This window comes from Marinomonas piezotolerans, assembly GCF_003362755.1.
Taxonomy (GTDB): domain Bacteria; phylum Pseudomonadota; class Gammaproteobacteria; order Pseudomonadales; family Marinomonadaceae; genus Marinomonas; species Marinomonas piezotolerans.
In genome coordinates, this window is the sequence record NZ_QKRA01000002.1 from 501,252 (window position 1) to 524,236 (window position 22,985).

A 22,985-nucleotide genomic window follows, 5' to 3' on the forward strand; every position below is an offset into this window, starting at 1 on the left:
CCATAACGGAGAGAACCCCTATGAGTGGTCGTATTCAAAAGTTGTTTGCAAAAGCGCTGTCTTGCTTATTTTTCTTATTGGCGGCGATGGTTGGGATAACCAGTATCACATCGGCAGTTTCCAGTTATATGGACGGCGAGGCGCTGACACAGGTACTGATTCAAGTTATCAACTCCAACATTATAGCGATTGCCGTGTTTGAACTGGCAATGGTGATTAATAAGGAATATGGCAATGAAGATGAGCATGATGTCATTGTCATGTTGCGTCGTACACTACCTCGATTCATCAGCACCGTGTGTGTCGCCTTGTCTCTTGAAGGCTTGATTATGGTCATCAAATACAGCCAGATGGATATGGCGGGTAACTTGTATTATCCCGTTGCAATTGTCATCAGTGCCGCGTTGTTATTGTGTGCATTAGGCGTATTTTTGCGCTTTGTACCACGTGAAACTTAACGCAATACAACTTAAAAGCGGTCAACACGCAAAGGATTAAGAGACACCGTGGTAGGTTCGCCCTGTAGTTTTTGTAGCAACAATTCTGCCGTTAAGGCGGCATGAGTAATGCCCAAATGTTGATGGCCAAATGCAAAACTGAGTCGAGCAAACTTAGGGTGCTGATCTATGACAGGAAGCGAATCTGGCAGAGTTGGCCGATGTCCCATCCACTCCGTAGGAGCTTCTTTGCCAGGGCTATAAGCCTTCGGTAACAGCGCTTTGGTGTGCTTATTAAGCACGGCGTAGCGTTTTTTGATCGGAGGTAATGACGTGCCACCAATCTCACTCATGCCCACGACCCGCAACCCTGAATCAAGTGGAGACATTACAAAACGGCGGTCCGCTGACAGAACCATGTGGCGTAGATGTTGTTGCTGCTTTTCTGGAAAAGTAAGGTGGTAACCGCGCTCCGCTTCCAATGGCACGTTAAGCCCTACTTGCTTTAATAATTCTTTACTCCATGCGCCAGCACAAATGGTTGCTTGATCGAAGGGATGCGCCTTTTGTGCTTCTAAATAGATTTGAATACTGTCTTTGCTGGCTTCGATGCCCATTACTTTTTGCTGGATATATTGGCCGCCTCGCAGAGTAAACTCGTTGAAAAGGCGTTGGCACACTGCAAAGGGGTCGGTCAAACGATACGCCTCGGGAAAGTATACGGCGTGACTAAGCTGTTGAGACAATTCCGGCTCAAGTTCTGCGAGGCGTTGTCCTTCTACAAATTCGCAGGACAGCCCATGTCGTGCCATTTTTTCAATCAGTGCGTGAGCATCGTTCTTCTTTTTAGGGTCTTCCCACACAACCATGTTGCCAACGTTGACCAACAATTGCTGGGCGTTCAGGTCTTCTAATAGGCGTCGCCAAGCCGAGACAGAGTGACGGTTTAATGCGCTGATTACGCGCGTGCCGTGTTCAGAGCGGGCGTCACTCGCTGTGGCGAGAAACTTGCTGTACCACGGAACGGCTTTAGGCAAATGCTTCCATGGAATGCAAACGGGGCCATTTGGATTCAGCCATAGCTTCGGAGCATCGCGCATAGTGGAGGGGGTCGCGAGGGGTTCCACGAGCTCAGTAGCAAGATAGCCAGCGTTGCCAAAGGACGCAGCGGTCCCCGGTTCATTACTGTCCATTAAGGTCACCGCATAGCCTTTTCGTTGGGCTTCCAGTGCGACACAGAGCCCGATAACCCCAGCACCCACGACCGCAAAGCTGGGTAGATCGGAAGCGTTTGAATTGATAGAAGGGAAGTCGGAAAGCATCTGTGTCATGAGAGAAACTCCTGTATTTAGGTCTGCTAATTTGGTTGCGTCGATGCGGTGTACGCTAGTATCGCCGCTGCTAGGTCTTCACGAGAATCGCCGACTGACTTGAATAAGGTGATCGCACTGTCTGGGTCGGCTAATTGCTGGCGCCCTTGGTGGCTGCCACCGCAAAGCTCGGTTAGCTCCGCAATAATGTCTTGCTCATTGAACGCTCCCTCTTGGATTGGCTGGATTAAATCACCTGTTTCAGCCAACGCGCCTGCACGAGTATCAACAAATACATGGGATCGCTGCATGGCAAGATTGTCGGCTTCACGCATTGTTGGGGTGAAGCTACCAACAAGGTCGACATGCGTTCCGGGGCGTAACCAATCTCCCGAAATGACGGGCTCATTTGCCATCGTGGCGCAACTGATCAGATCGACAGTGGCAGCAATGTCTGGCAGCTCATCACGTTGACACGCTCGGGCCACGAGCCCTTGCGTTTGCAACGTTTGAGCAAAACGTTCGGCCTGCGCTTCATCGCGATCCCAAATAAATACCGTGTCGATCGGGCGAACACTCATATGGGCTGGCACTAGGTAGTGTCCCATTCGTCCTGCTCCTACCATTAGCATAGTCCGACTTTTTGCGCGAGATAAAAACGATGAGGCCAGTGCTGAAGCAGCAGCCGTGCGGCGGGCAGTTAGAATGTTGCCGTCCATTTGCGCAAGGGTTTCTCCAGTCAAACCACTGCTTAAGGTGTATAAACTGGTCAATCCTGGAAGGCCTTTGGCATTATTGCCAGGAAACACGCTGACTTGTTTGACACCGAGGTATTGCCCTTCGACCCATGCTGGCATGAGCAATAATGTTGCTTGAGGGGCGTTAGGGACATCCATAAAATGATGGTGGCGCACGGGGGCGTGAACGGTTGTCGTAAATATCTTCTGGAGTGCTTCAATTAGAGCTGGCCACGTAAGGTGATGTTCTAGGGCGTCGGCATTTAGCAGCATGGTGAATCCTTGTTTTATTTCAGGTATAAGCGGAATACTCTTTATCCTAAGTGGTCTGCATCCAGAAAGTTGACCAAAACTCTGGTGTTGTTGTGCAAAGCTATGCAGCGTGCGCGGGAGTTGTTATAAACGCTGAGTACAGCATGAATCGGGTTGGGCCTTATGGAAGTGCACAAACAAAGCGCCATGCGTCGTAATAGAATTGCGACGCAACAAGGTGAGCATCTACATGATTATTCTCAGATCCTCATTGGATGGCAGGGTAGGATGTCGTGTGAGTTGTCTTCTGCATCAGGTGAGTTGCAGCGTGGCCGGTTTGTGTTAGCGCCGGAAGCGATGCCACATCAATTCCAAGGGCAGTCGCCAGATTGTGAGCTTCTGGTCATGGATTTATTACCTAATGATCCAGTGATGCGTTACATCGAAGAGAGTGCAGGCGTCACCGTGGCGGATGTCTTTCAACACGGAACGCATTTTTGCTCCTTGCCATCGGCGTCGCTTCCGCTTGTTGAGTTCGCCGCGAAGAGCTTGCTAGGAGCTTCTCGTGTTGTGCAACAACGTATCAGCGCGCAGATGTTGCCAATGCTGCTGCTTCAGATCGCGGATGCAGTCACCGAACAGTCCTTGTTGTGGCGCAATGTTCGACACTCTCGTTTAGATATCGCTGCGCTGCAACATCTGATCGACCAATATCCCGAGCGTCATTTTAGTAATGCTTGGCTCGCGCAGTATTTTAATATGAGTGAAAGCCATTTCTATACCGTGTGCCAAGCACTACTCGGGATGAGTCCACAAAAGTATGTGCTACAACGCAAACTCAATGAAGCGCAGCGAATGCTGCAAACGACACGTGTACCGATTGCACTGTTAGCTGATCGTTTTGGTTTTTCAAGCCCGTCAGCGTTCTCACGTGCTTACCGTAAAACAAAGGGCTGTGCACCCGCTCACGAGCGTTCCCGCCGTCATTAGTTTGGTGTTGGTTGTAACGCCGATTGGGACGACTGGCGGGTTTGCAGGACTAAGCACAAGCCAATGAGCGCCATCCCTAACCACCCCCAAGCGCTGATGTGCTCCCCAACGATCAGGACGGCAAATATCGCGGCAACAACAGGCTCAAACAGTGTCAGTATGGTCGCAGTACTGGCATGAGTGGTCTTTAACCCAAAGCTGAATAACACATAGCCACAAAACATCGGAATGATCGCCATATACAGTACGACGGTGGCATTGTTCGCCGTGTCGAAAAGATGATCGCCTGTGAGGTAAAGCGAGGGTAAGAGCAATAAGGCACTCACGCCAAACATGCTGCTAATGGACGCTTTCGAGTGGACGCCAGATTCGATCATGTGTTTACCGATCCATGCATAGACGGCGTATGAGGCACCCGCCACCAAGCCAAGGAGCACTCCCCATAAGGTCGCGTCATTGGCTTGATGAGTAGGTGGTGTTGTATCGCTAAAAGTAAGCAAGCCAATTCCCGTTAACCCCAGCCCTAAGCTAATCAGCCAAATACGATTGAATGGGCTTTTTTTGCTAATCAGCCACTCCAATATGGCTGTCGCAAAGGGGGCGCTACCAATCGTGACGACAGTGCCAATCGCGACTCCCGCGAGATCCATCGAGGTATAGAATGCTAGAGGGTAGGTGGCAATTCCAAGTGCACCCAATAATACATAGCGCCGAAGCTGCCAGAGCTTGTGTCCATCACCCATAAGCTGATGAAAGGCAATGAGTGCCTGCAATAACCCGCCTACACCCATCGCAAAAGCGCCAATGGCTAACGGGCTGACATCCGGTGCAAAGCTTGCGACAGTTCCTGTCGTCCCCCATAAAAAAGAGGCCAATAAAATGGCGCTAGCACCTGCATGGTGATGTGAAGCATAGCTTTGCGTCGTAGACATAGTTAAAACCTAATCAGTCGTAGGCCTATAGAATACGTGTTTGAAGGTATACATAGTATGCTAAAAGGACGCATTAATGGGCCAAACAGTTGGTTTTAACGATGGGTAGTAAACTCACGTGGGGATAAACCAACATACTGTCGAAAGCGCCGACTGAATGCCGAGCAGTCGGTATAGCCGACTTGCTCAGCGACCAGCCCGATTGGACTGTCTGAGTGCGTGAGCAAGGCTTTGGCTTTTTCCATACGCTGTATCATGACAAAGTCGAGAGGGCTTTTATGTGTCTGCTCTTTGAAGAGTTTTTTAAACTGAGTGGGGCTAAGGTGTGCTTTTTCGGCGAGATTTGAAATGGTGAGTGGCGCGTCTAAATGTTCAAATATGTAGCTTTGTACCCGACGAATTCGTGGGTCTATGTGCGTATTCAGTGATTGCTGGGTGAGTAACTGTTCGAATAAGTGAAACAGAGACTGCTCAACGGCGGCGTTGACTTGATAGGTGAGCTGTAAGTCGACAAACAACAAATAACTTTGCAGCGGAGCGTTGGTTGCAAAGACGGCTTCAGAGCATTCGTTAATATTGCTAGGTAGGGTCGTCATATCCGCGACCACGAAGCGTGCCGCCTCATCTGCTTTGAAACAATGCTGTTCTCCTGAGCGTATCACTACGCATTCCCCGACAGAGACAGACCCCGCATAAGTAGGAATTTCTATGGAGATCGAGCCTTGTATTGGCAGTACGAGCTGATGATAAGTGTGTCGGTGTGTCTTGGTTTGTTTGGTGTAGGAGCGGATGCTAAGAGAGTTGTTCATAGAGGTGTCAAACGCGTGCGTAAGCGTTGTTAAGCGCCAAGGATCGTTTTGATGCAATTACGGCCGCTGCGCTTGGCACTGTACATCGCATCATCCGCGCGCTTAAACATACTGTTGAGATCGTCATTTGGACACCAAGTGGTCACGCCAATGCTCACAGTGACATAGATAATGTCGCATACCAATTGTTGCGCAATGCCAGCTCGTAGTTGCTCAGCAAAAGCCGTTGCGGCAGAGGTGTCCGTCGCAGGCATCAATATTGTGAATTCTTCGCCCCCCCAACGAGATAACAAACTTGTGCCTGGGACGAGTTGATCCATTTTATTGGAGAGATCAATTAATACCTGATCACCAAATAAGTGACCATGTTGGTCGTTGATACCTTTGAAGTTGTCGACATCGAGCAGCAATAGAGAAAAAGGCGGTTTACCCTGTCTGACACTGTGCAGTGAGTCGTTTAAGCGGTACGTAAACTCTCGACGATTGGCTAAATTGGTGAGGGCATCGGTCGAGATCAGTTTTTGCATCGTTTCGTCATGCAGTTTTTTCTTTGTTGCATCACGGCAAATGCACAACAGCATGCGTTCATCTTGGAAGAATGTCGCATTGCTGGCGATTTCCACGTGCACGGTGGTGTTGTCTTTGAGTCGATGACGCGACTCAAAGACAACACCCGCTTGGTCAACGCTAGGCAACAACTTCAGTAATTCATCCTCGGGAAGATCGGCTTCCCAGTCCCACAAATGTAAGTCGTACAGCTCTTCGCGAGAGTATTTAAGGTGGCGGGCAAACGCATCATTGGCATCAACAACCTCTCCCTTCATGTTCAGCAGAACAATGGCGTCATGGGAGTTTTCAAAGAGGAAGTGCCAAATTGAAGTCTCTTCTCTAATTTGCTGTTTGATGCAATCAGACGAGGCAGGGATCATCGATACCGAACGCCCTTGTGAGGAGTGGCGTTGTTGATTTGGCGGTTTCGACATAAGCACTCCTCTTCTTTGATGTGATTTAACGAATTCTAAACAGTTATTTTTTAGACTAACAGTATGTGTGTCAATTGATTGTTTACATTTGGGTGATTAATTGGGCATTACGACACCTAATTGCCAATATTCGATACCGAGTTTGGGTGGTATGTGCTAATACTTTAGGTATTGCTGAACACATTTTTTGCTCATTAAGAGTTACTTGGGAGTATTTCGTAAGATGAAGCCTGCATTAATGATACGACATAAGATTGGTCTTGGCCTGGCGGCGATGTTCGTGCTGGCTTTGGCTGTGATTTACGTGGTGGTGGAAGGCAAGGTGAAACCTGACCTGACACAGGAACGACAAACCCAAATACAAGCGAGCCAAGATGCGCTGCTTTCCTTGATGGAAGCGAAGCTTGACCAAGTGCAGCTACTGACGAGCTCATTGGCGTTGGCTGCTTCCACATTACCCAAGGATGTTGACCTGTATAAGCAGGTGTTTCCTTCGATTATTGATAATCATGGTGATCCTGCGATAGCCGGTGGTGGTATTTGGCCTGAGCCGAATGCATTTACAGCAGGGGTCGATCGTCGTAGCTTTTTCTGGGCGCGCTCAGGTAATGGAATAGAATTACTCGAAGATTACAACGACCCGCAAGGGTCTGGGTATCACCAAGAGTCTTGGTACACAGTGGGACGTAATGCGCCCATTGATCGTTGTAGCTGGTCTCCTGCCTATACGGATCCCGTCACTAAGATTCCAATGGTCACGTGTACCATACCGTATAAGTTGAATGGAAAGTTCGCAGGGGTTGCAACGGTCGATATGATGCTTGGTGGTATCAGTAATATTTTGACCACCTATGGTGAAGAGCAAGAGGGTTATGTGTTTGCATTGGATGCCCAAGGGCAGATGCTTAGCTTCCCACAAAAGACAGCCGCTATCGTTAACCCTGACGACTCAATGGTGACGACGGATGCGTTAGCTAAAAAACTACCTTGGATGTCTGCGGTCCTTAGCCAAGCGAGATCTGTTTCTGGCCCTATGATGATGGAGCTAGAAAACGATGGCATCGTCGGCGGTGACGCCTTTGTGGATTTTGTCAAAGAGCCGAAAACGGGGTGGGTTATTGGTTTAGTGGTACCAAAAAGCGTAATCACTCAAACGGCGCAAAGTATGGGGATTTTTATCATGCTGGCGGTGGGGGCTCTGCTTATTATTGTCAGTATTGCAGCGTTTTTGTTTTTCCGCAGTTTATTGGCAAAACTGGAGCAAACGACAGCCCAGATCAATGTACTTGTATCGGGTGATACGGCCCAAGAACTGGACGTAGGTGTATTAAATGAAATTGGCGATTTACGCCAAGCCGTCAATGCTTACGGCGATAAGCTTAAATCCCTGTTGTTAAGCATTAATGCTGAGTCTGGGCGTTTGGTTAGCGATGCTGGCAAATTAAAAGCCTTTAGTAATGAGTTCTTAAATAAAGCCAACAGTTTGAGTGATGAAAACCATACCCTAGCGGCCGCGACCGAAGAGTTCGGTTCAACCTCAGCCGATGTAGCAAATTACTCAAATCAAACGAAAGAAACGGTTGAACGTATCCACCAAGATGTACGCACGAGCGGCAAGGAAATGGAAGGCGTCATTCAGATAATGCGCGCGCTGTCGGGCACAATGAACAAAGCACAGCAGAATATCCTGCAATTGGATGAGGACAGTCGTAAAGCACACGGGATGCTGGGAGTCATTCGTGATATCGCTGAGCAAACAAACCTATTGGCGTTGAACGCAGCGATCGAAGCCGCTCGTGCGGGTGAAACAGGCCGAGGCTTTGCGGTTGTTGCAGACGAGGTGCGCAATCTAGCGGCGAAAAGTGAAAGTTCTGCGGTTGAAATAGAACAGGTACTCAACCGTTTGCAAGTCGCATCAAAAGAGTCAGTTGACTCTATGACTACAGGCCAATCAGAAACAGAATCTGCTGTTAGTAATGCGGAGTCAACGGCTGCTCATTTGCAAGATGTCGTGAATGCCTTTAGTCAAATTACGGATCAGGCAACACAAATTTCGGTCGCGGCAGAAGAGCAACAGAAAGTGTCTAATGACTTGAGCCAATTTGTCGCACGCCTACAGGATTTAACGTCAAGCAATGCGGATGATTCGAATTTGCTAAGTCGTATGAGTGAAGAAATTGATGCGATTGCCCAACGGTTGAATTCATTGAAATAAATTTTGGGTTGATTGCCTTCAAAAAGCCTATGTTTTGAACGAACATGGGCTTTTTAATGTCGTTGTAATTGACTCATAGGCGTTTTTTTTTTCTACACTTATAGATAACAATGAATGTTCCGTGGAGGACGATATGGCAACAGTATTGTGTTATGGAGATTCGTTAACGTGGGGAAGTGTGCCCAATGGCGGTCGCTTTCCACCGCATCTGCGTTGGCCACAAATGCTGCAATCCTTGTTGGATGACAAACATCAAGTGATCAACTACGGGCTTCCTGGGCGCACCACGATCTGGGATGATCCCTTTCGCGAAGGTCGAAATGGACTCACTTACATCCAAGCGGCGTTAGAAACGTTCGGCCCTGTGAAAGTTCTGATTATCATGCTGGGTACAAACGACCTGAAACGTTACTTTAATGTTGGAGCGTACGAAGCGGCAAAAGGTGTAGAAAAAATAATTCAACGATCTCGATTGCCCCTAGAAGCAGGCTTTCCCTATCCAGAAATCATTGTGGTTGCACCGCCCAATATCAGCGCACCTAAAGGGGAAATGCGCGACAGCTTTACTGGAGCGGAGGAAAAGTCTCAGTACTTCCACCAGTTTTATCAGAATGTCGCCGTTGCTAATAAATGTGAATTTTTAAATGCAGCGGGGATCGTCGAAGCATCCACCGTCGATGGTGTGCACCTTGACTCTGAAGCCAACCAAGCACTAGCCGAAGCGCTGAGCGAGAAGGTGTCTGTATTGCTCAAGTAGCCATACAGAAGGGAAAATGCTTACTTAAAAGCCATCTGTATCATACAGATGGCTTTTTGTTGTCTATCGTATGTGGCTGTTAATTTCGTTAACCTATAAAAAAACAGACAGGAGTATGGCAATGAAAGTGAGCTTTTTGGGATTGGGCACCATGGGTTATCCAATGGCGGGCCATCTGAGCCGCGCTGGGCACGAAGTAGTTGTTTATAACCGAACAACTCGTAAAGCCGAACAATGGCGTGCAGAACATCAAGGCAGCATTGCAATGACACCTGCAGAAGCGGCTGCGCAATCTGAGGTTGTGCTTACCTGTGTGGGAAACGATGATGATCTCAGAGCATTGTATCTAGGGAATGCTGGAGCTTTAACGCAAGCGAAGCCAGGCACCTTGTTTATCGACCATACCACAGCCTCTGCTGAGGTCGCGCAAGAACTGTCTGCTGCCGCTAAGGAAGCACAGTGTTCGTTTCTTGATGCGCCCGTGTCTGGTGGTCAAGCGGGTGCAGAAAATGGTGTGTTAACAGTGATGATTGGCGGCGACCAAGCATTAATAGATGACGCTCAACCGATATTCGAATGTTACGCAAAAGCTGCCACGCGCATGGGAGATGTGGGCGCTGGGCAGATGGCTAAAATGGTAAACCAGATTTTAATCGGTGGTGTACTGACTGGATTGTCTGAGGGAATTCGCTTTGCCCAAAAAGCTGGGCTGGACATCTCGACATTAGTGGAGACGCTAAAACACGGTGCCGCGGGATCTTGGCAGTTGGAGAACCGTGGCGAAACGATGGCGAAAGATGAGTTTGAGTTTGGTTTTGCCATCGAGTGGATGCACAAGGACTTAGGTATTGCCTTGGCACAAGCACAGTCTATGGGGTTGACGATTCCGCATACTCAAAGGGTGAATGATGCCTATCAAGCCCTCATGTCTGAGGGGCGCAGTCGGCAAGACACGTCGGTATTAATTAAGTCGCTCGATCAACAACAGGAATAACGGTGTAGTAACGCTCAGACAGCACGCTGTCTGAGCGGCGAGAGGCGTTCTTAGAGCATCGAAAGTGATTTAGAAAGAATAGAGCACCGAGGCGGTGGTTTCAGTGTCGGTGTTTTCGGTATTTTCCGGCACATCGGATGTGTATTTCACTCGATAAGCCAGTTTCATGGCTAGGTTTTGCAAGACGTTGGCTTGTATTGCACTGACCGACTCGTTGACGGTGCTGCCGCCACTTGTACTGATTTCACTGGTTAAGTCTTGTCGGAACAGAGAGTTTGTGGTTAAGGCATTTTCATAGGTCGCGGCGACGCGAACAAAGCTGCCGCGATCAGATGTTCCTTGTGGATTAATGTCTCTGTCGACGCCGTAGTCTCGGTAGCCTACTCCGACGGAAGCTTCTAAGTAAGTACCATCATTATGCTGCCAAAAGCGATTACCATAGCCTGTAGAAGTCGAGCCCTGATGGCGATAGCCAGAGAATCGATCTCGTTCGTAGGCGCCACGCACAAACCAAAATTCTTCTGTGTTAAATTTGTAGTCGCTCTGTATGATGCCTGCGTATTTCTCTGCGGTGGTGTCGCTGTCGGCGCTGCTGTAAAGGGAGCTAAAGCTATAGTTGGTTCGCCATTGCGAGGATTCTTGAGTCACTCCCACGCGCCCGTTTAAGTTATTGGTGTCCGAGTTGCCCGAGGTCGCGATGTAGCCCAGTTCTGCTGAACCTGATATCGGCTTAGGGGAGTTAGACGCCTCATCTGCAGCATAGAGTGCTGGCGCTGCCAAGCAGGATAGTATCGATAGGGATAGTATTCGCTTCATAGATTTACTCGCCTTTGTTTGTTAAAGGGTGATCAAAAACATAACGTTATCATAGGCTTATGGCAGAAATGATAGATGAGGCGGGACATTGCATATTGCGGACAGTTTTTCCAAAGTTCACTGAAAACGTTAAAAAACCTTGGCGAATCTGCATCGTAGCTTCTCTTTTTTTACGACTCTAAAGATTGAACAAACATGACACAGGTTAAGCAATATTTAGGCGCATACAGCGTAGAGATTCAGCAGCAAGTTACCGAGCTGTTAGAGACTGAGCGGACAGGGAACTCAACGACCGAGGCTGGCGGCAGGTCTCCACCGAAGACGAACACATCGTCTAAACCTGCACACAGTGTGTGGAGCAACTAGAGAAGGCATTTAAGGAGTAAAAGAAAGGGGGCGAAAGCCCCCTTGGTGTTACATATGGATGTTGAAAACAACATCTACCGAGTTAATCAATGCTAGCCCAGGAGGCAGCAAAGTTAGCAGGGCAACAAACGCGATTTGCCTATATTTCTTCAAAATACTTATCTCCAAAAGTGAAAATAGTTTCAGATTTTGGTTGAAGAAGGTTGGCCGAATCACTAAAGTACAGTTGTTGAATCTGAGTAAGTGATCTGGAAATTTTCCAACCTTTCTCGACCAGAAGCCCTTGTCTCGCAAAAGACAGGGGCTTTTTTATTAGCCAAATCAATTGGCTAAGTCGAACAATATTGCGCAATCAAATTAAAATCAACCCTATGACAGCACATATATTTTTTCAGGGCCTATGCTTGAAGTGATCACTAACATGGTTTCGTGCGGACGCATTTAAACGATAAAAAGCAACCCTCAGTCATCTTTTTTTATTTCGTTTTTTAGTTTCTTTAAGAATCTCAAATACTTGTATGAGAAGGAATATAGACCTATCTCTTTTCATGTAAAGGTATGTCTAGGGTAAGGCAGTCGGATAAGTACGAGGTATAACCAAGAATCGTTCCATCTTGCTCAGTATCCAATTATCGGGACACAGCTTATGAAGAAGATAAAGTGAAGAATGCCGGATAGCCAGACAGAAGGAGATGTTTTTTGCAGAATATAGGTTAATTTCCTATTGGTTTTTTTCGGTAGATTTCTAAAACTTGCTGATTAGCCATCATCCAATTTGATGTGTCAGTGCATCTTAGCTGAATGACCTGTTCCATGTTGGCTAGTAATAGAGGTATATCAAATTTTAGTATCTGCTCATGATGCGCGACTCTGTTTCTTACTTCGCGCACGGACTCTATTCTTTTACGAAGATGCTCTCTTAGGTCATATTTGGATAAACCTAGCATAGAGTGGTTGGGGAATACCCTGTAAATATGATTATCCCAAATTTGTTTTTGATATCTGGCTGTGAGCATCTTCTCCCAGAAAACGAATTTAAATTCAGGGATCGCTTTACTAAGTTGGTAGTGTTTGCGAGCAACCTTAGCAAGATCATCCTTTGGACAATATCCGTGCTTTGATTTTTTTAATGATCGCTCAAAACTAACTGCCTTATGCCAGTTGGTTGTATGCGTTGAGCCGATTGCATCGCTAACAGCATTTCTCACCGATACCTCAAAAATATGAAATGGATAGATCAGTGCAGATGCCAGCTGAGCATTCCAGTTGTATAGATCTAAAGGGTCGGCAGTTGAGCCAGATACAGCCTTATCAAAGGTGCTCATTCGGTGAAGTGATAGAGTTTGGCGTATACTGTCCATGTTTTTGCCTTAGGCGATTTGTGAGGAGCTAATTATACTTGATTTAGGGCTTATCTGAATACGAAGGTATTCGCCTAGTTGAGGTCGAATTATCTTGCCAAATTAATCGTATTAACATAATATTTGTTGTGCGAGCCGCGGGACTTGTTTAGCGAAAGCTTTCCCCTGCGGACATACGATAAGAAGCCCGTATCCTAGGATACGGGCTTTTTTTATGTCTGTCCGATCAGGTTTGTTACGCTGAAATCGACCAGAACTTGGCTAAGATGTCGGCCAGCGAGCTTGACGAGGTAGCAAAGTAGCTTCGCTTTTTCTACGACTCTAAAGATTGAACAAAACATGACACAGGTTAAGCAATATTTAGGTGCATACGGCGTCGAGATTCAGCAGCAAGTTACCGAGCTGTTAGAGACTGAGCGAACAGGGAATTGGTTGCTTAAGAAATACCCAACCGCTCATCAACTTGGTAATGCGGGCCGATTATATGACTACGCGCAGGCGATCAAGAGTGAGTATATGAGGAGTTCTGCGCCCATCAGTAAGGTGATTTATGATGACAAAATTCATGTCATTCATAATGCGTTGGGGCTGCATACATTCGTGTCGAGAGTTCAGGGCAATAAGCTCAAAGCAAAGCATGAAATTCGAGTGGCATCGATGTTTCGAAATGTACCGGAAGCGTTTCTAAGGATGATACTGGTTCATGAGTTGGCGCATTTGAAAGAGAAGGCGCACAACAAAGCGTTTTATAAGCTCTGTTGCCATATGGAGCCAGATTATCACCAACTAGAGTTTGAGTTGCGTGTGTACTTGTGTCACAAAGAACGATTTGGAGATCTTTGGAAGTAGTCATTCAGCCACCCTATCTTAGGTGGCTGAAAACATATTAAAGTGGCTTATTTATCGAAATCTGCCGCGCTGTGGCGTTCTCGCATTTGCTCACTTTCTTCCCCCCATGCACGGTTTACCATGCGCCCACGTTGCACAGCAGGGCGTTCATCGATCATTTCAGCCCAGCGTTTGACGTAGGTGTAGTCATCCACTTGTAGGAATTCCGCAGCGTCGTATAGACGGCCGAGGACCAACGCACCGTACCAAGGCCAGATAGCAATATCGGCGATCGAGTATTCGTCACCTGCCATGTAGGTGTTGTTCGCTAAGTGTTTGTTTAGTACGTCCAATTGACGTTTCGCTTCCATCGCAAATCGGTCGATCGGGTATTGCATCTTAGTTGGGGCGTAAGCGTAGAAGTGACCGAACCCTCCTCCTAAATAAGGAGCCGATCCCATTTGCCAGAAAAGCCAGTTGCGGCATTCTGTTTTCGCCGCGAAATCTTTTGGAATAAGTTGATCAAACTTCTCTGCTAAGTACTGCAATATCGAGCCGGACTCGAACACACGTTGTTCGGGAGTGACGCTGGTATCCAAGAGCGCGGGGATTTTTGAGTTAGGGTTAAGGTCGACAAACCCAGATGAAAATTGCTGGCCTTCCATGATATCGATGGAATAAGCATCGTATTCCGCTTCTTTAATGCCCAGTTCTAGAAGCTCTTCGAGCATGATGGTAGCTTTCTGACCGTTGGGCGTAGCAAGTGAATGCAGCTGTAGTGGATGCTTGCCTCTTGGTAGCTCCTTCTCATGGGTAGCGCCCGCATACGGACGGTTTGTCTTAGACCAGTTGCCAGAGCCTTCCGTGTCCCATTTCCATATTTTCGGTGGTACATATTCGTTTTCAGAACTCATGAGATTGTCCTCTACCATGTGAGTGTTGTATTCACTATAGGGGTTGAGGTGAGACTCTCAAGGGAAAACGGCCTTTAGACTGAGTATTGAATGAGGAATCTTGCTGCACGTTTATGAGTTAAGCCGTGATTTAAGCAACCTGTATGGGGAGATTTTGAGCCAAAAAAAGAGCGCCTAAGCGCTCTTTTTACTGTGTAATGTTAGGCATTGGATAATGAAAAGTTGGGCCTCGTTGCCGTAATTTTTCGAACTAAGAATGCGAGCAATACCCCATACATTGGGATGAATAATCCGAGGCTGATCAATAGTTTAAATCCATAATCTGCCCAAGCGATCTGCTGCCAATGGGTCGCCATGAATGGATCAGGGCTTTGGTAAAAAGCAATGCCGAAGAATGCAAGTGTATCCAAGCCATTACCAATGACGGTTGAGGCTGCTGGCGCAATCCACCAACTGCGCAAGCGGCGTAGACGGTTGAATATATGCACATCTAAGATCTGTCCGAGTAGATATGCCATTAAACTTGCGATGGCGATACGAGCAACGAATAGATTGAATTCGCTGAGAGCTCCAAAACCTTGGAATTGACCTTCGTAAAAAAGCACCGATAGCACGTAAGATGCAGCAAGCGACGGCAACATAACGAAAAAGATGATTTTGCGTGCTAATGCGGCACCAAAAATACGTACCGTCAAATCCGTGGCTAAGAAGATAAACGGAAAGGTAAATGCGCCCCACGTGGTATGGAATCCAAATAGGGTAAATGGAAGCTGCACGAGGTAGTTACTGGATGCGATAATTAGCAGATGGAAGGCGACGAGGTAACGCAGCGCCTTGCTTTGCTGCTCAGGGGTAAATTGATTCACTGTTAGACCTTTTTGGTTTTAGTTTGGGGTTAGGGAACCCAAATTTGATTGGTTGATTTCGCTGTTTGACCATGTGGTCGAACAGCGGGCGCTGATTATACATTAACCAGATGGCCTGTCTAGCGCCGTTGAAACAGCAGCGTGAATTTTGTGTATAGTGGCAACTGAAGTTCATGGGATAAGGAAGTGATCAAATGATACGACGTCGAAAGTGCTGGATCGTAATATTGGGCATGTGGTTTACATCGTTAGTTCATGCAGGATCGATCAGCGTAGAGCAAGACATTGAATTGCTAACGCTAGATGGTGTTGTCGTACAGGAAAACTATTGGGCTCCTAGAGCGGTAAAATCGGGTGAGCACCAGTTAGTCTTTCGCTTTAACAAACGCGTTCGAGATGGAGGCCGCGACGTTACCTTCATGACGCCCCCTCTCATGCTTACGGTGAACATGTTAGCGAATGATGACATTCTATTATTGGCTCCTAAGATCAACACCAAAAGCCAAGCGGAGCTGTATTTTTCCAACCGTGATTTTTGGCGCATCAAATATCAAAGTGGCGCAGTGAAAACCGCCCAATACGAAGCGCTTACACAAGAAACGAATTTACCCAAAGAAGCGGTTTATACCTTGGTGACCGAATACAATAAAGCACAAGGCAATGCGTTTGCGCCCACTCAAATGGAGCCAACGCCTGAGCAAACGAATGATTTGTTGCGCTCGGTGCAACTGCTTTACATTCAAGCGAATGATACCCAGCGAGCTGAAATCAAAGCATGGATTGAAAATCAGTAGCAAAACATACAAACATTCAATGGACTAAGGTAATTGGCTACGGCGCGCATTCACTTCCCAGAGCCCATTGAGTGTGCTCAGAATTGTCTAATGCACAAGATTTGCAGTAAGCACAAAAGCATCCATGTACCCGTGGCGACCGTCAGACGGCTCGATCGGTGATGCATAATGATAAAATTTGCGATCATTAATCACCACAAATTCGCCGTGATCTAAGGGGGCTTTTACGATGGCGTCAGCGGCTTCATCTGGGTGAACGCTGACTTCTCCCCCTTCGATGTTGTGGCGCTGAATAATATAGATACCGATACGATCAAAGCCATCTTGATGAACCCCTTCAGGGGCGACCTCTACGGCGTGGTGATCGGCAAAGATGCGCATTTGATGGACTTCAATGGTGCTTCCATCGGCAATGTCGGCCATTTTTTGAAAGTGCTCAAACAACGCCAAAAAGCCACTATCTTGCACAGTACTGTCTTGGATTTCCGGATACGTTCGTTCAACATCGCCTTGAAAATGGTTAATGCTCGCGTCTTGTACAAAAGGCTTGGTTGCCAATCGAGTTAGACAATCGTTTTTAAACATAAAGCGTGAATAGCGACGTAAACGATAGGATCCATCGGCGTAGGGGTTGGGGGGAAGTGCTTCAAATGATGGCGCTAAATGATTGACCGTATGTTCATCGAGTTGGCCTAACTCGACACGAAAGGCAGCCTGTGCTGATTTTGTCGTCAACATATTGTTATCCTCCATTGTCGTTGGCAGATCATGCGCAACGCAAACAGGTTAAAAATAGTGAGTCGATAAACTCTTATACAGTGTAGACCGATTTTGGGATAAACAGGTAAAAGTGCGTGCCAAAAAAAGGCGCACATCTGTGCGCCTTCTCATTGGGGAAAAGTAGTTTACTTCGCCGTAATGACATCCATAACAAGTTTACCGTCCTTGCGCACTGGGCCATCTTCTTTTGCGCCAAGCGTGTATTCAAATACGCCAGTCTTCATACCGCCGTCCTCTCCGTGAAGCATCAGCATTAACATCTCACCTGACTTGACAGGCTCTTGTAAAATGGCAGTGACGTCTTTGTTGTTCCCTTTTTTAAGCGGTGCGTAAGCGACCACTGGACCTGGTTTCATTGCTTTGTCAGTACGGTGCACGACCAGCCAGCCGTTTTCAGCAGCTTTGATCATATGCGCAGAAACTGTACCACCTGAGACATCTTGATCCATACCTTTAACAGATAGCTCGTGATCCCCATGATGTGCCGCCATTGCGAGAGATGCTGATGTTGCTAACGCCAAAGTGAATGTCGCATTGGTTAGGGTTTTGCGAGAGAAAATATTCATCGTTACCTTCCTGTATTGATTCGTTGTTAAGGGCAGATAGCACCTAGATTTAGATGCTTCGTACTTACAACCACGTAGCGAATTCAGAAAAGTTTCAAATATTTTAATTTTATTTTGATTGGCGGTTTCTAACTGATTATTAATGTCGTGTGAAGCCGCTAATTTTTGGCGAAAAGCGTCACTTTGAGCAACACTTAACAGATCTAAATCTTCATGTTGTGTAAGGAAGAGTTTATGGCGGAGTTTGTGATCTTAGGTGCAGGAATGGTTGGGGTGTCGTCTGCGTTGGCGTTACAGGCTCAAGGGCACGATGTCGTGATAGTTGATCGCGTTCAGTCAGGGGTTGAAACCAGTTACGGTAATGCAGGCATTATTCAAACAGAGGCAGTGGAACCTTACGCGTTGCCCCGAGATGTGGCAACGCTGTTGCGTTATGCGTTAGGGAGTAGCAATGATGTTGTTTGGAAGTTTGGTGCAACTTGGCGAATGGCATCCGCGTTATGGCGCTATTTTCGTCTTTCTGCGCCAGAGCCTTATCGCGCCATATCCAAAATCTATTCGCAGCTAGCATTACGTTCAACCTCAGATCACCAACCACTGATCGAGGCGTCAGCCTCGGAGCATCTGATTCGTCGCGAAGGCCTCGCTATGTTGTATCGTGATCAGGGTATGTTTGATGAGGCATGTACTCGGGCGCAGCGGTTGCAACGAGAATACGGTCTATCGTCGACTATTTTTTCTGGTGCTGACTATCTGGCTCAAGAACCCGCATTATTGAAGCCGCCCAAAGGCGTGATCAATTGGTCGCAAAGTTGGAGTTGCAGTGACCCCGGAGCATTGACTCAAGCATACGCGTCTTTGTTTGAAGAGCGTGGCGGCAGTATCGTGCTTGGTGATGCAAGCAGTGTGCAACAGACGTCCAACGGGTGGTCTGTTGTGACCCAAGACGGTGATATCTCGGGTGAACATATTGTGGTGGCTTTAGGTCCTTGGGCGCCAGAAGTATTGCGGCGTTTCGGCTACTTTATTCCGATGGTTTATAAGCGTGGCTACCACGGTCACTACGGTTCGAATCATAGCCTCAATCGACCATTTTTAGATGTAAGTAATGGCGTACTGGCGGCACCGATGACGAAAGGTATACGTGTTACTACTGGGGCAGCGTTAGTGAATATGGAGGCTCCGGCTGAGCCAGTCCAGTTAGAACGAGGCGTCAAAGCTCTATCAGACTTACTTCCATTGGGCCAAAAAGTGCAAGAGCCGCAGTGGTTTGGCACGCGCCCATGTTTACCAGATATGCTGCCGATGGTCGGCAAAGCGCCTCGTCATGACCGTATGTGGTTCCATTTTGGGCACGGTCATCAAGGGTTCACGCAAGGGCCAACGACCGCAGAATATCTAGTGCGGGCGATTCAAGGTGAATCCGATGACATCCTCCAAGCATTGAATCCAGCAGGTCGTTTTTAGCTACCGTGTAAGAAGTACCATTAAGATGTGCAAACAATCTTTTATTTACTGAATGCTTTTTGCCAACTTGCAAACAAAGAGAAGATTAGAGGTCTAAGGTTTCCATCCGCAGTGTTTGGGTCTAGTTTAGATAGTGAATTCAATAAACGGAGGTAACACGACATGGCTACATCTAAAAGTACTACCCAAGCAAAAGCTCATGAAGCGGTAGATAAAGCGGCAGACACAGCACACAAAGGTGTGGACGGTGCAGCGAATACTGCAGAACAAAGCCAAGAGCGTGTTGAGGCGATGGCTCGCCAAGTAAGTGAGCAGGCACATAAAATTGCTGAGTCTGCAAAAGAGCAGTCTGACAAAGTGTCGTCGGCAGTAGGTGAGTATGCAAAAGAGAACCCGATTAAAACCGTGGGCTTTGCATTCTTGGCAGGCGCAGTTGCTGCCAGCCTATTGTGTAAACGTAAGTAGTCGATGACCTGATTGGAGAGTGTAGCGCCTATGAGTGATTCAGCTGAGCCGCAGACAGCATCGCGAGCGTCGACTACTGATGACGCGAGTGTTAATTCGGCACAGCTATCGAACACTCACAAACGTTGGCTCAAAAGTGTCATAGGTTTAAGCGCATTAGAAGCCAAAATTTGGGTGGCATCCAGTGCTCAATTATTGGCTCTAATGTGTGGCGTTGTTTTTCTGCTGGTCACCAGTTGGTTACTGATCATCGCCACAGGTGCGGTAGTCGCCTGGCATTTTGGCTTTTCCCTGATTGGCATATTGATTAGTGCTGTGGTGCTAACTCTGGTTAGTGCAATGATATTGCTCTGGTTAGTGAAGCGTACACTCAGTCATATCAACTTTACTCGAACCCTAGATGCCATTATCCCTACGGATGAGGACGACAAGGACTGATTATGTTTGGTTTAAATCGAATGCGTAAAGAGCGAGAAAAGCTATATCAGAAAACGCGCAGTTTAGAAGAACAAGCTCGTCGCGAGCGCTCCATCGTCAAACACCAAGTGTTAGACACTATATCGAGTACGAAAGGTCTGCTGGTCAGCTTTGGACTCGGTTTAACGACACAGTGTGAGGCAGCGACACAGACTCGTAATAGTCTCTTAAAGGGGGCTCGAACTGAATTGTTGAGTGTAGTGAGTCAATACATTGCCACTCAGTTTCAACCGCAAAAATCTTCCGATGACCACCCCCCCAAAGACTAAATAGATGCTAATGTCTGCAAGTTACCCTTTGGGAAGACGTGTCACTCAGCGCCATTGAGGATGAAGGGCACACTCACCTTTATCACTAGAGAACCACATTTCACCGTCTTGAATGGTAATGTTCAACTGCATGGAGCGAGTGCAAAGTTGCTCCAGTGCTTGAATCTCTGCTTCGGCAAAGCGTAGCACTCTCAAATTACTAAACCGACTTAGTTTGTGCTTACTTTGATCCCACCAGATATCAGATTTGTCATTGTAATTGACGATGACCACGTCTTGAGCGCGGCCACAAGCTTTGCGTAGGCGCTTTTCATCGGGTTGACCAAGTTCAACCCACATTAAAATCTCATCTGAGTAGTTTTTTTGCCATAGATCTGGCTCGTCTTCGGTGCTGATTCCTTTGGAGAAGGCAAGTTGCTCATCCCCTTCTTTTTCATCGGCTAACAGGGCAAAGCTGGCGACACGTGCCATCATACGTTCTTCGGTTTCAGAAGGGTGTAAGGCTAGGGTGAGTTCATAACCTTGGTAATGATTGCGATCCATGTCGGACACTTGTAACGCTGCTTTGTAAATCGTTGCTTTGATAGCCATTTTTATCTACCGCGAATAAAAGATGGCGCATATTGTACTCCTAATTATGACGTCATGGCGTACAAGTTTTCTGATTTTGATGAAATAGGGAGCAGGCTGAATAACAAACGGAGGTGTTATGTCAGGGGACCACTAAAAGCGAATTGCTTTGGCCAGTCGCGATAGTTGAACACTTGCCCTTGATCGCGAATACGGGCGATCTCTGTTAGGTCGACCGTCGCGTAAACCCAACCAACATCGTTGTCATCCCCTTCGGCTAATATGCCATCGTCAGGGAAACCATAATCGACAGGCGTATAAACGCTGGCTCGCCCCGTGTTGATGTCTACGGCTTCGGACCATGGTGCGTGGCCAACGGTAGGAGATTGCACCACATAGCATTGGTTCTCTAACGCGCGTGCCTGACAGCCGATGCGAACGCGGTGAAAGCCCGCTTGCGTATCAGTGCAACTTGGTACTAATAGTAGGTCTGCGCCCGCTGCGACCTGTTGGTGGGCGATCATAGGAAACTCGGAGTCGTAGCAGATATGTATGCCAATACGTCCCAATGGCGTTTCAATGACTTTGATGTCGCTACCCGCACGGATGTGCCATTGCTCGTTTTCAAAGCGTGTCATGATTAATTTATCTTGGAAACCAAGCCGCCCTTCAGGCCCGAATAGATTGGCGCGATTGACAAAGGTGCCGTCGCTTTGTTCGGTTGGGAATGAGCTGGCTAGGATCAGGACATTGTATTGCTTGGCGAGCGTTTCATGTAGGTCGTACCATTTGGGTAACACGGTTTGCATTGCATGAAGCTGTTTTTGCAAATCACTGTAGATGTCTTCACCAAACAATGAAGCCAGTTCCATACTGCCGTATTCTGGAAACACCAGTAGCGCCGCTCCTTGCTCGCTGGCATTTGCAACCCAATGACTAAGTTTGTCAACGAAGTCCTGCCATTCATTAAAAAAGCTAATGTCGTATTGGGCACAGGCCAGTTTAAATGCGCTCATGCTAGAGGCTTCATCCAAAAGGTCATAGGTTTTAGGGATTCTTCAGCTTCTCCCACTTCTTTCCAACTAAAGTGAGTGGCGAGCTCTGGTCGCTTTTCATAACCACGGTTGCGCCAAAACTGATCCAGTGGAACATAGTCAGCGGGTCGAGCAGGGTGATCAGCAGGGCGTTGGACGCCACAAAAGCACGAATATTTTATACCTTGGAGATGTTTCGCATGCTCTTCGCGGTGATCGAAGAAGGCTACTCCAGCCCCTTGACCACGATAGTCAGGAAGCAGAACTGACTCGCCACAATAGAAGATGTCGTCGAGGTGATAGCCAGCGTCTAAAAAGGGTTGTTTTACTTCGGCCATTTCATGACGTAATGGCAGACCTGTTGAGGCACCTACCACTTTTTTCCCGTCAAAGGCTAAGACAATCACGCTATCTGGTGCTTCGATATACGTTTTCAAATAACGTGCTTCGTAGTCAGAGTCGCCATCGTAAAGGTACGGGAAATCGCGAAAGACATGCATGCGCAGTTGCGCTAGCTCATCAATGTATTGGTTCAGTTCGGGGCCGGATAAACGTTGAAATGTCAGCATGGCGTATTTAATGACGGCTTAGGCAGAAACCTGAGCGATCCAATCTTCTAGATTATAGTAGTTGGTAATGCGTGCAACTTTCCCTGCTTGAATCTCAAAGAAAGCTCCCGCTGGGAGTTTGTAGGTTTGTCCGTTCGCTTCAGGCAAGCCTTCGTCGGTTGCAATGTATTGCCCTAGCACCGTGAATTCAACGGCAGCACGATCACCTGCTTCATTGGTGGTGATGGACAGATCGACGATTTCTTCTTTGTAATTGCGATTCATGCGTTCCATAAATTCGACAAAGGCCTGTTTACCCACTTCGCGATCACCTTGGTTGATATCGTGGATGACGTCTTCGGTAAGCAAGCCTAAAAAGGTGTCCATGTCTTGAGCATTGAATGCTGCGTAATAATTTTCAAGTAGCTGATGCGTTGAGGTATTCATA

General features: G+C 47.4%; 27 protein-coding genes. 12 read left to right on the forward strand and 15 right to left on the reverse strand.

From position 1 onward, the window contains the following. The first annotated feature begins 20 nt into the window (after window positions 1-20). Window positions 21-458, forward strand: coding sequence for a hypothetical protein (locus tag DN730_RS06330; protein WP_115467257.1), 438 nt, complete (start codon window positions 21-23; stop codon window positions 456-458). Window positions 459-469: 11 nt separating this feature from the next. On the opposite strand, the gene DN730_RS06335 is transcribed toward DN730_RS06330, so the two are convergent. Together DN730_RS06335 and lhpI are read right to left on the reverse strand one after the other, a co-directional pair. Next, on the reverse strand, window positions 470-1,768 hold the full coding sequence (locus DN730_RS06335; RefSeq protein WP_115467258.1) for an NAD(P)/FAD-dependent oxidoreductase: 1,299 nt from the start codon (window positions 1,766-1,768) through the stop codon (window positions 470-472). A gap of 26 nt (window positions 1,769-1,794) precedes the next feature. Further along, window positions 1,795-2,757, reverse strand: a complete 963-nt coding sequence (gene lhpI / locus DN730_RS06340) for a bifunctional Delta(1)-pyrroline-2-carboxylate/Delta(1)-piperideine-2-carboxylate reductase (RefSeq protein ID WP_115467259.1) — start codon at window positions 2,755-2,757, stop codon at window positions 1,795-1,797. Window positions 2,758-2,919: 162 nt separating this feature from the next. Here lhpI and DN730_RS06345 point away from each other — a divergent pair, with 162 nt between their 5' ends. Next, the gene (locus DN730_RS06345) at window positions 2,920-3,726 is read left to right on the forward strand and encodes a helix-turn-helix domain-containing protein (RefSeq protein WP_115467260.1); all 807 of its coding nucleotides are present in this window, start codon (window positions 2,920-2,922) and stop codon (window positions 3,724-3,726) included. On the opposite strand, the gene DN730_RS06350 is transcribed toward DN730_RS06345, so the two are convergent. The 3 genes from DN730_RS06350 to DN730_RS06360 form a co-directional block, all read right to left on the reverse strand. Beyond that, complete coding sequence (locus DN730_RS06350) at window positions 3,723-4,658, reverse strand: DMT family transporter (RefSeq protein ID WP_115467261.1); 936 nt, start codon at window positions 4,656-4,658, stop codon at window positions 3,723-3,725. The genes DN730_RS06345 and DN730_RS06350 overlap by 4 nt on opposite strands. A 95-nt stretch (window positions 4,659-4,753) precedes the next feature. Next, window positions 4,754-5,467, reverse strand: a complete 714-nt coding sequence (locus tag DN730_RS06355) for a helix-turn-helix domain-containing protein (protein WP_115467262.1) — start codon at window positions 5,465-5,467, stop codon at window positions 4,754-4,756. Window positions 5,468-5,496: 29 nt separating this feature from the next. After that, window positions 5,497-6,450 (reverse strand): sensor domain-containing diguanylate cyclase, encoded by a 954-nt coding sequence (locus tag DN730_RS06360; RefSeq protein WP_115467263.1) that lies wholly within the window; start codon window positions 6,448-6,450, stop codon window positions 5,497-5,499. 223 nt (window positions 6,451-6,673) lie between these two features. Here DN730_RS06360 and DN730_RS06365 point away from each other — a divergent pair, with 223 nt between their 5' ends. The 3 genes from DN730_RS06365 (at window position 6,674) to DN730_RS06375 (ending at window position 10,416) form a co-directional block, all read left to right on the forward strand. Next, window positions 6,674-8,665: a methyl-accepting chemotaxis protein gene (locus tag DN730_RS06365; protein ID WP_115467264.1), complete on the forward strand. Its 1,992-nt coding sequence runs from the start codon at window positions 6,674-6,676 to the stop codon at window positions 8,663-8,665. A gap of 133 nt (window positions 8,666-8,798) precedes the next feature. Continuing rightward, window positions 8,799-9,422 carry an SGNH/GDSL hydrolase family protein gene (locus DN730_RS06370; protein ID WP_115467265.1) on the forward strand — a complete coding sequence of 208 codons (624 nt, stop codon included), beginning with the start codon at window positions 8,799-8,801 and terminating at the stop codon, window positions 9,420-9,422. A gap of 70 nt (window positions 9,423-9,492) precedes the next feature. Continuing rightward, window positions 9,493-10,416, forward strand: coding sequence for an NAD(P)-dependent oxidoreductase (locus DN730_RS06375; protein WP_115467266.1), 924 nt, complete (start codon window positions 9,493-9,495; stop codon window positions 10,414-10,416). Between the two features lie 69 nt (window positions 10,417-10,485). Here the strand turns inward: DN730_RS06375 and DN730_RS06380 are convergent, their stop codons facing one another. After that, complete coding sequence (locus tag DN730_RS06380) at window positions 10,486-11,232, reverse strand: DUF481 domain-containing protein (protein WP_115467267.1); 747 nt, start codon at window positions 11,230-11,232, stop codon at window positions 10,486-10,488. Window positions 11,233-11,427: 195 nt separating this feature from the next. Between DN730_RS06380 and DN730_RS19050 the strand changes: the two genes are divergently transcribed. Beyond that, complete coding sequence (locus tag DN730_RS19050) at window positions 11,428-11,598, forward strand: hypothetical protein (protein WP_158541182.1); 171 nt, start codon at window positions 11,428-11,430, stop codon at window positions 11,596-11,598. A 713-nt stretch (window positions 11,599-12,311) separates the two neighbouring features. Here the strand turns inward: DN730_RS19050 and DN730_RS06385 are convergent. Next, window positions 12,312-12,959, reverse strand: coding sequence for an Abi family protein (locus DN730_RS06385; RefSeq protein WP_115467268.1), 648 nt, complete (start codon window positions 12,957-12,959; stop codon window positions 12,312-12,314). 339 nt (window positions 12,960-13,298) lie between these two features. Between DN730_RS06385 and DN730_RS06390 the strand changes: the two genes are divergently transcribed. Then, window positions 13,299-13,808 (forward strand): YgjP-like metallopeptidase domain-containing protein, encoded by a 510-nt coding sequence (locus DN730_RS06390; RefSeq protein ID WP_115467269.1) that lies wholly within the window; start codon window positions 13,299-13,301, stop codon window positions 13,806-13,808. Window positions 13,809-13,855: 47 nt separating this feature from the next. On the opposite strand, the gene yghU is transcribed toward DN730_RS06390, so the two are convergent. Continuing rightward, window positions 13,856-14,701 carry a glutathione-dependent disulfide-bond oxidoreductase gene (yghU, locus tag DN730_RS06395; protein WP_115467270.1) on the reverse strand — a complete coding sequence of 282 codons (846 nt, stop codon included), beginning with the start codon at window positions 14,699-14,701 and terminating at the stop codon, window positions 13,856-13,858. A gap of 200 nt (window positions 14,702-14,901) precedes the next feature. Next, window positions 14,902-15,567: a 7-cyano-7-deazaguanine/7-aminomethyl-7-deazaguanine transporter gene (locus DN730_RS06400; protein ID WP_115467271.1), complete on the reverse strand. Its 666-nt coding sequence runs from the start codon at window positions 15,565-15,567 to the stop codon at window positions 14,902-14,904. Window positions 15,568-15,761: 194 nt separating this feature from the next. Here DN730_RS06400 and DN730_RS06405 point away from each other — a divergent pair, with 194 nt between their 5' ends. Next, on the forward strand, window positions 15,762-16,361 hold the full coding sequence (locus DN730_RS06405) for a DUF2057 family protein (protein ID WP_115467272.1): 600 nt from the start codon (window positions 15,762-15,764) through the stop codon (window positions 16,359-16,361). An 87-nt stretch (window positions 16,362-16,448) separates the two neighbouring features. On the opposite strand, the gene DN730_RS06410 is transcribed toward DN730_RS06405, so the two are convergent. Together DN730_RS06410 and DN730_RS06415 are read right to left on the reverse strand one after the other, a co-directional pair. Then, window positions 16,449-17,099, reverse strand: coding sequence for a 2OG-Fe dioxygenase family protein (locus tag DN730_RS06410; RefSeq protein ID WP_115467273.1), 651 nt, complete (start codon window positions 17,097-17,099; stop codon window positions 16,449-16,451). Window positions 17,100-17,266: 167 nt separating this feature from the next. Continuing rightward, on the reverse strand, window positions 17,267-17,707 hold the full coding sequence (locus DN730_RS06415) for a DUF7282 domain-containing protein (RefSeq protein ID WP_115467274.1): 441 nt from the start codon (window positions 17,705-17,707) through the stop codon (window positions 17,267-17,269). Window positions 17,708-17,941: 234 nt separating this feature from the next. Here DN730_RS06415 and DN730_RS06420 point away from each other — a divergent pair, with 234 nt between their 5' ends. From DN730_RS06420 to DN730_RS06435, 4 genes are all read left to right on the forward strand, one after another. Continuing rightward, window positions 17,942-19,174, forward strand: a complete 1,233-nt coding sequence (locus DN730_RS06420) for an NAD(P)/FAD-dependent oxidoreductase (protein WP_115467275.1) — start codon at window positions 17,942-17,944, stop codon at window positions 19,172-19,174. A 162-nt stretch (window positions 19,175-19,336) separates the two neighbouring features. Beyond that, the gene (locus tag DN730_RS06425) at window positions 19,337-19,639 is read left to right on the forward strand and encodes a DUF883 family protein (RefSeq protein ID WP_115467276.1); all 303 of its coding nucleotides are present in this window, start codon (window positions 19,337-19,339) and stop codon (window positions 19,637-19,639) included. A 30-nt stretch (window positions 19,640-19,669) separates the two neighbouring features. After that, window positions 19,670-20,077, forward strand: a complete 408-nt coding sequence (locus DN730_RS06430) for a hypothetical protein (protein WP_115467277.1) — start codon at window positions 19,670-19,672, stop codon at window positions 20,075-20,077. 2 nt (window positions 20,078-20,079) lie between these two features. After that, entirely contained in the window at window positions 20,080-20,385 is a 306-nt protein-coding gene (locus tag DN730_RS06435; protein WP_115467278.1) for a hypothetical protein, read from the forward strand. A 45-nt stretch (window positions 20,386-20,430) separates the two neighbouring features. Here DN730_RS06435 and DN730_RS06440 read toward each other — a convergent pair whose 3' ends face one another. From DN730_RS06440 to DN730_RS06455, 4 genes are all read right to left on the reverse strand, one after another. Then, window positions 20,431-20,976, reverse strand: coding sequence for a YaeQ family protein (locus DN730_RS06440; RefSeq protein WP_115467279.1), 546 nt, complete (start codon window positions 20,974-20,976; stop codon window positions 20,431-20,433). Between the two features lie 116 nt (window positions 20,977-21,092). Further along, on the reverse strand, window positions 21,093-21,971 hold the full coding sequence (locus DN730_RS06445; protein ID WP_115467280.1) for a carbon-nitrogen hydrolase family protein: 879 nt from the start codon (window positions 21,969-21,971) through the stop codon (window positions 21,093-21,095). Further along, entirely contained in the window at window positions 21,968-22,558 is a 591-nt protein-coding gene (locus DN730_RS06450; protein WP_115467281.1) for a GNAT family N-acetyltransferase, read from the reverse strand. Before DN730_RS06450 ends, DN730_RS06445 begins: the two co-directional genes overlap by 4 nt. 18 nt (window positions 22,559-22,576) lie before the next feature. Next, window positions 22,577-22,984 carry a ketosteroid isomerase-related protein gene (locus DN730_RS06455; RefSeq protein WP_115467282.1) on the reverse strand — a complete coding sequence of 136 codons (408 nt, stop codon included), beginning with the start codon at window positions 22,982-22,984 and terminating at the stop codon, window positions 22,577-22,579. Window position 22,985: the final 1 nt, after the last annotated feature.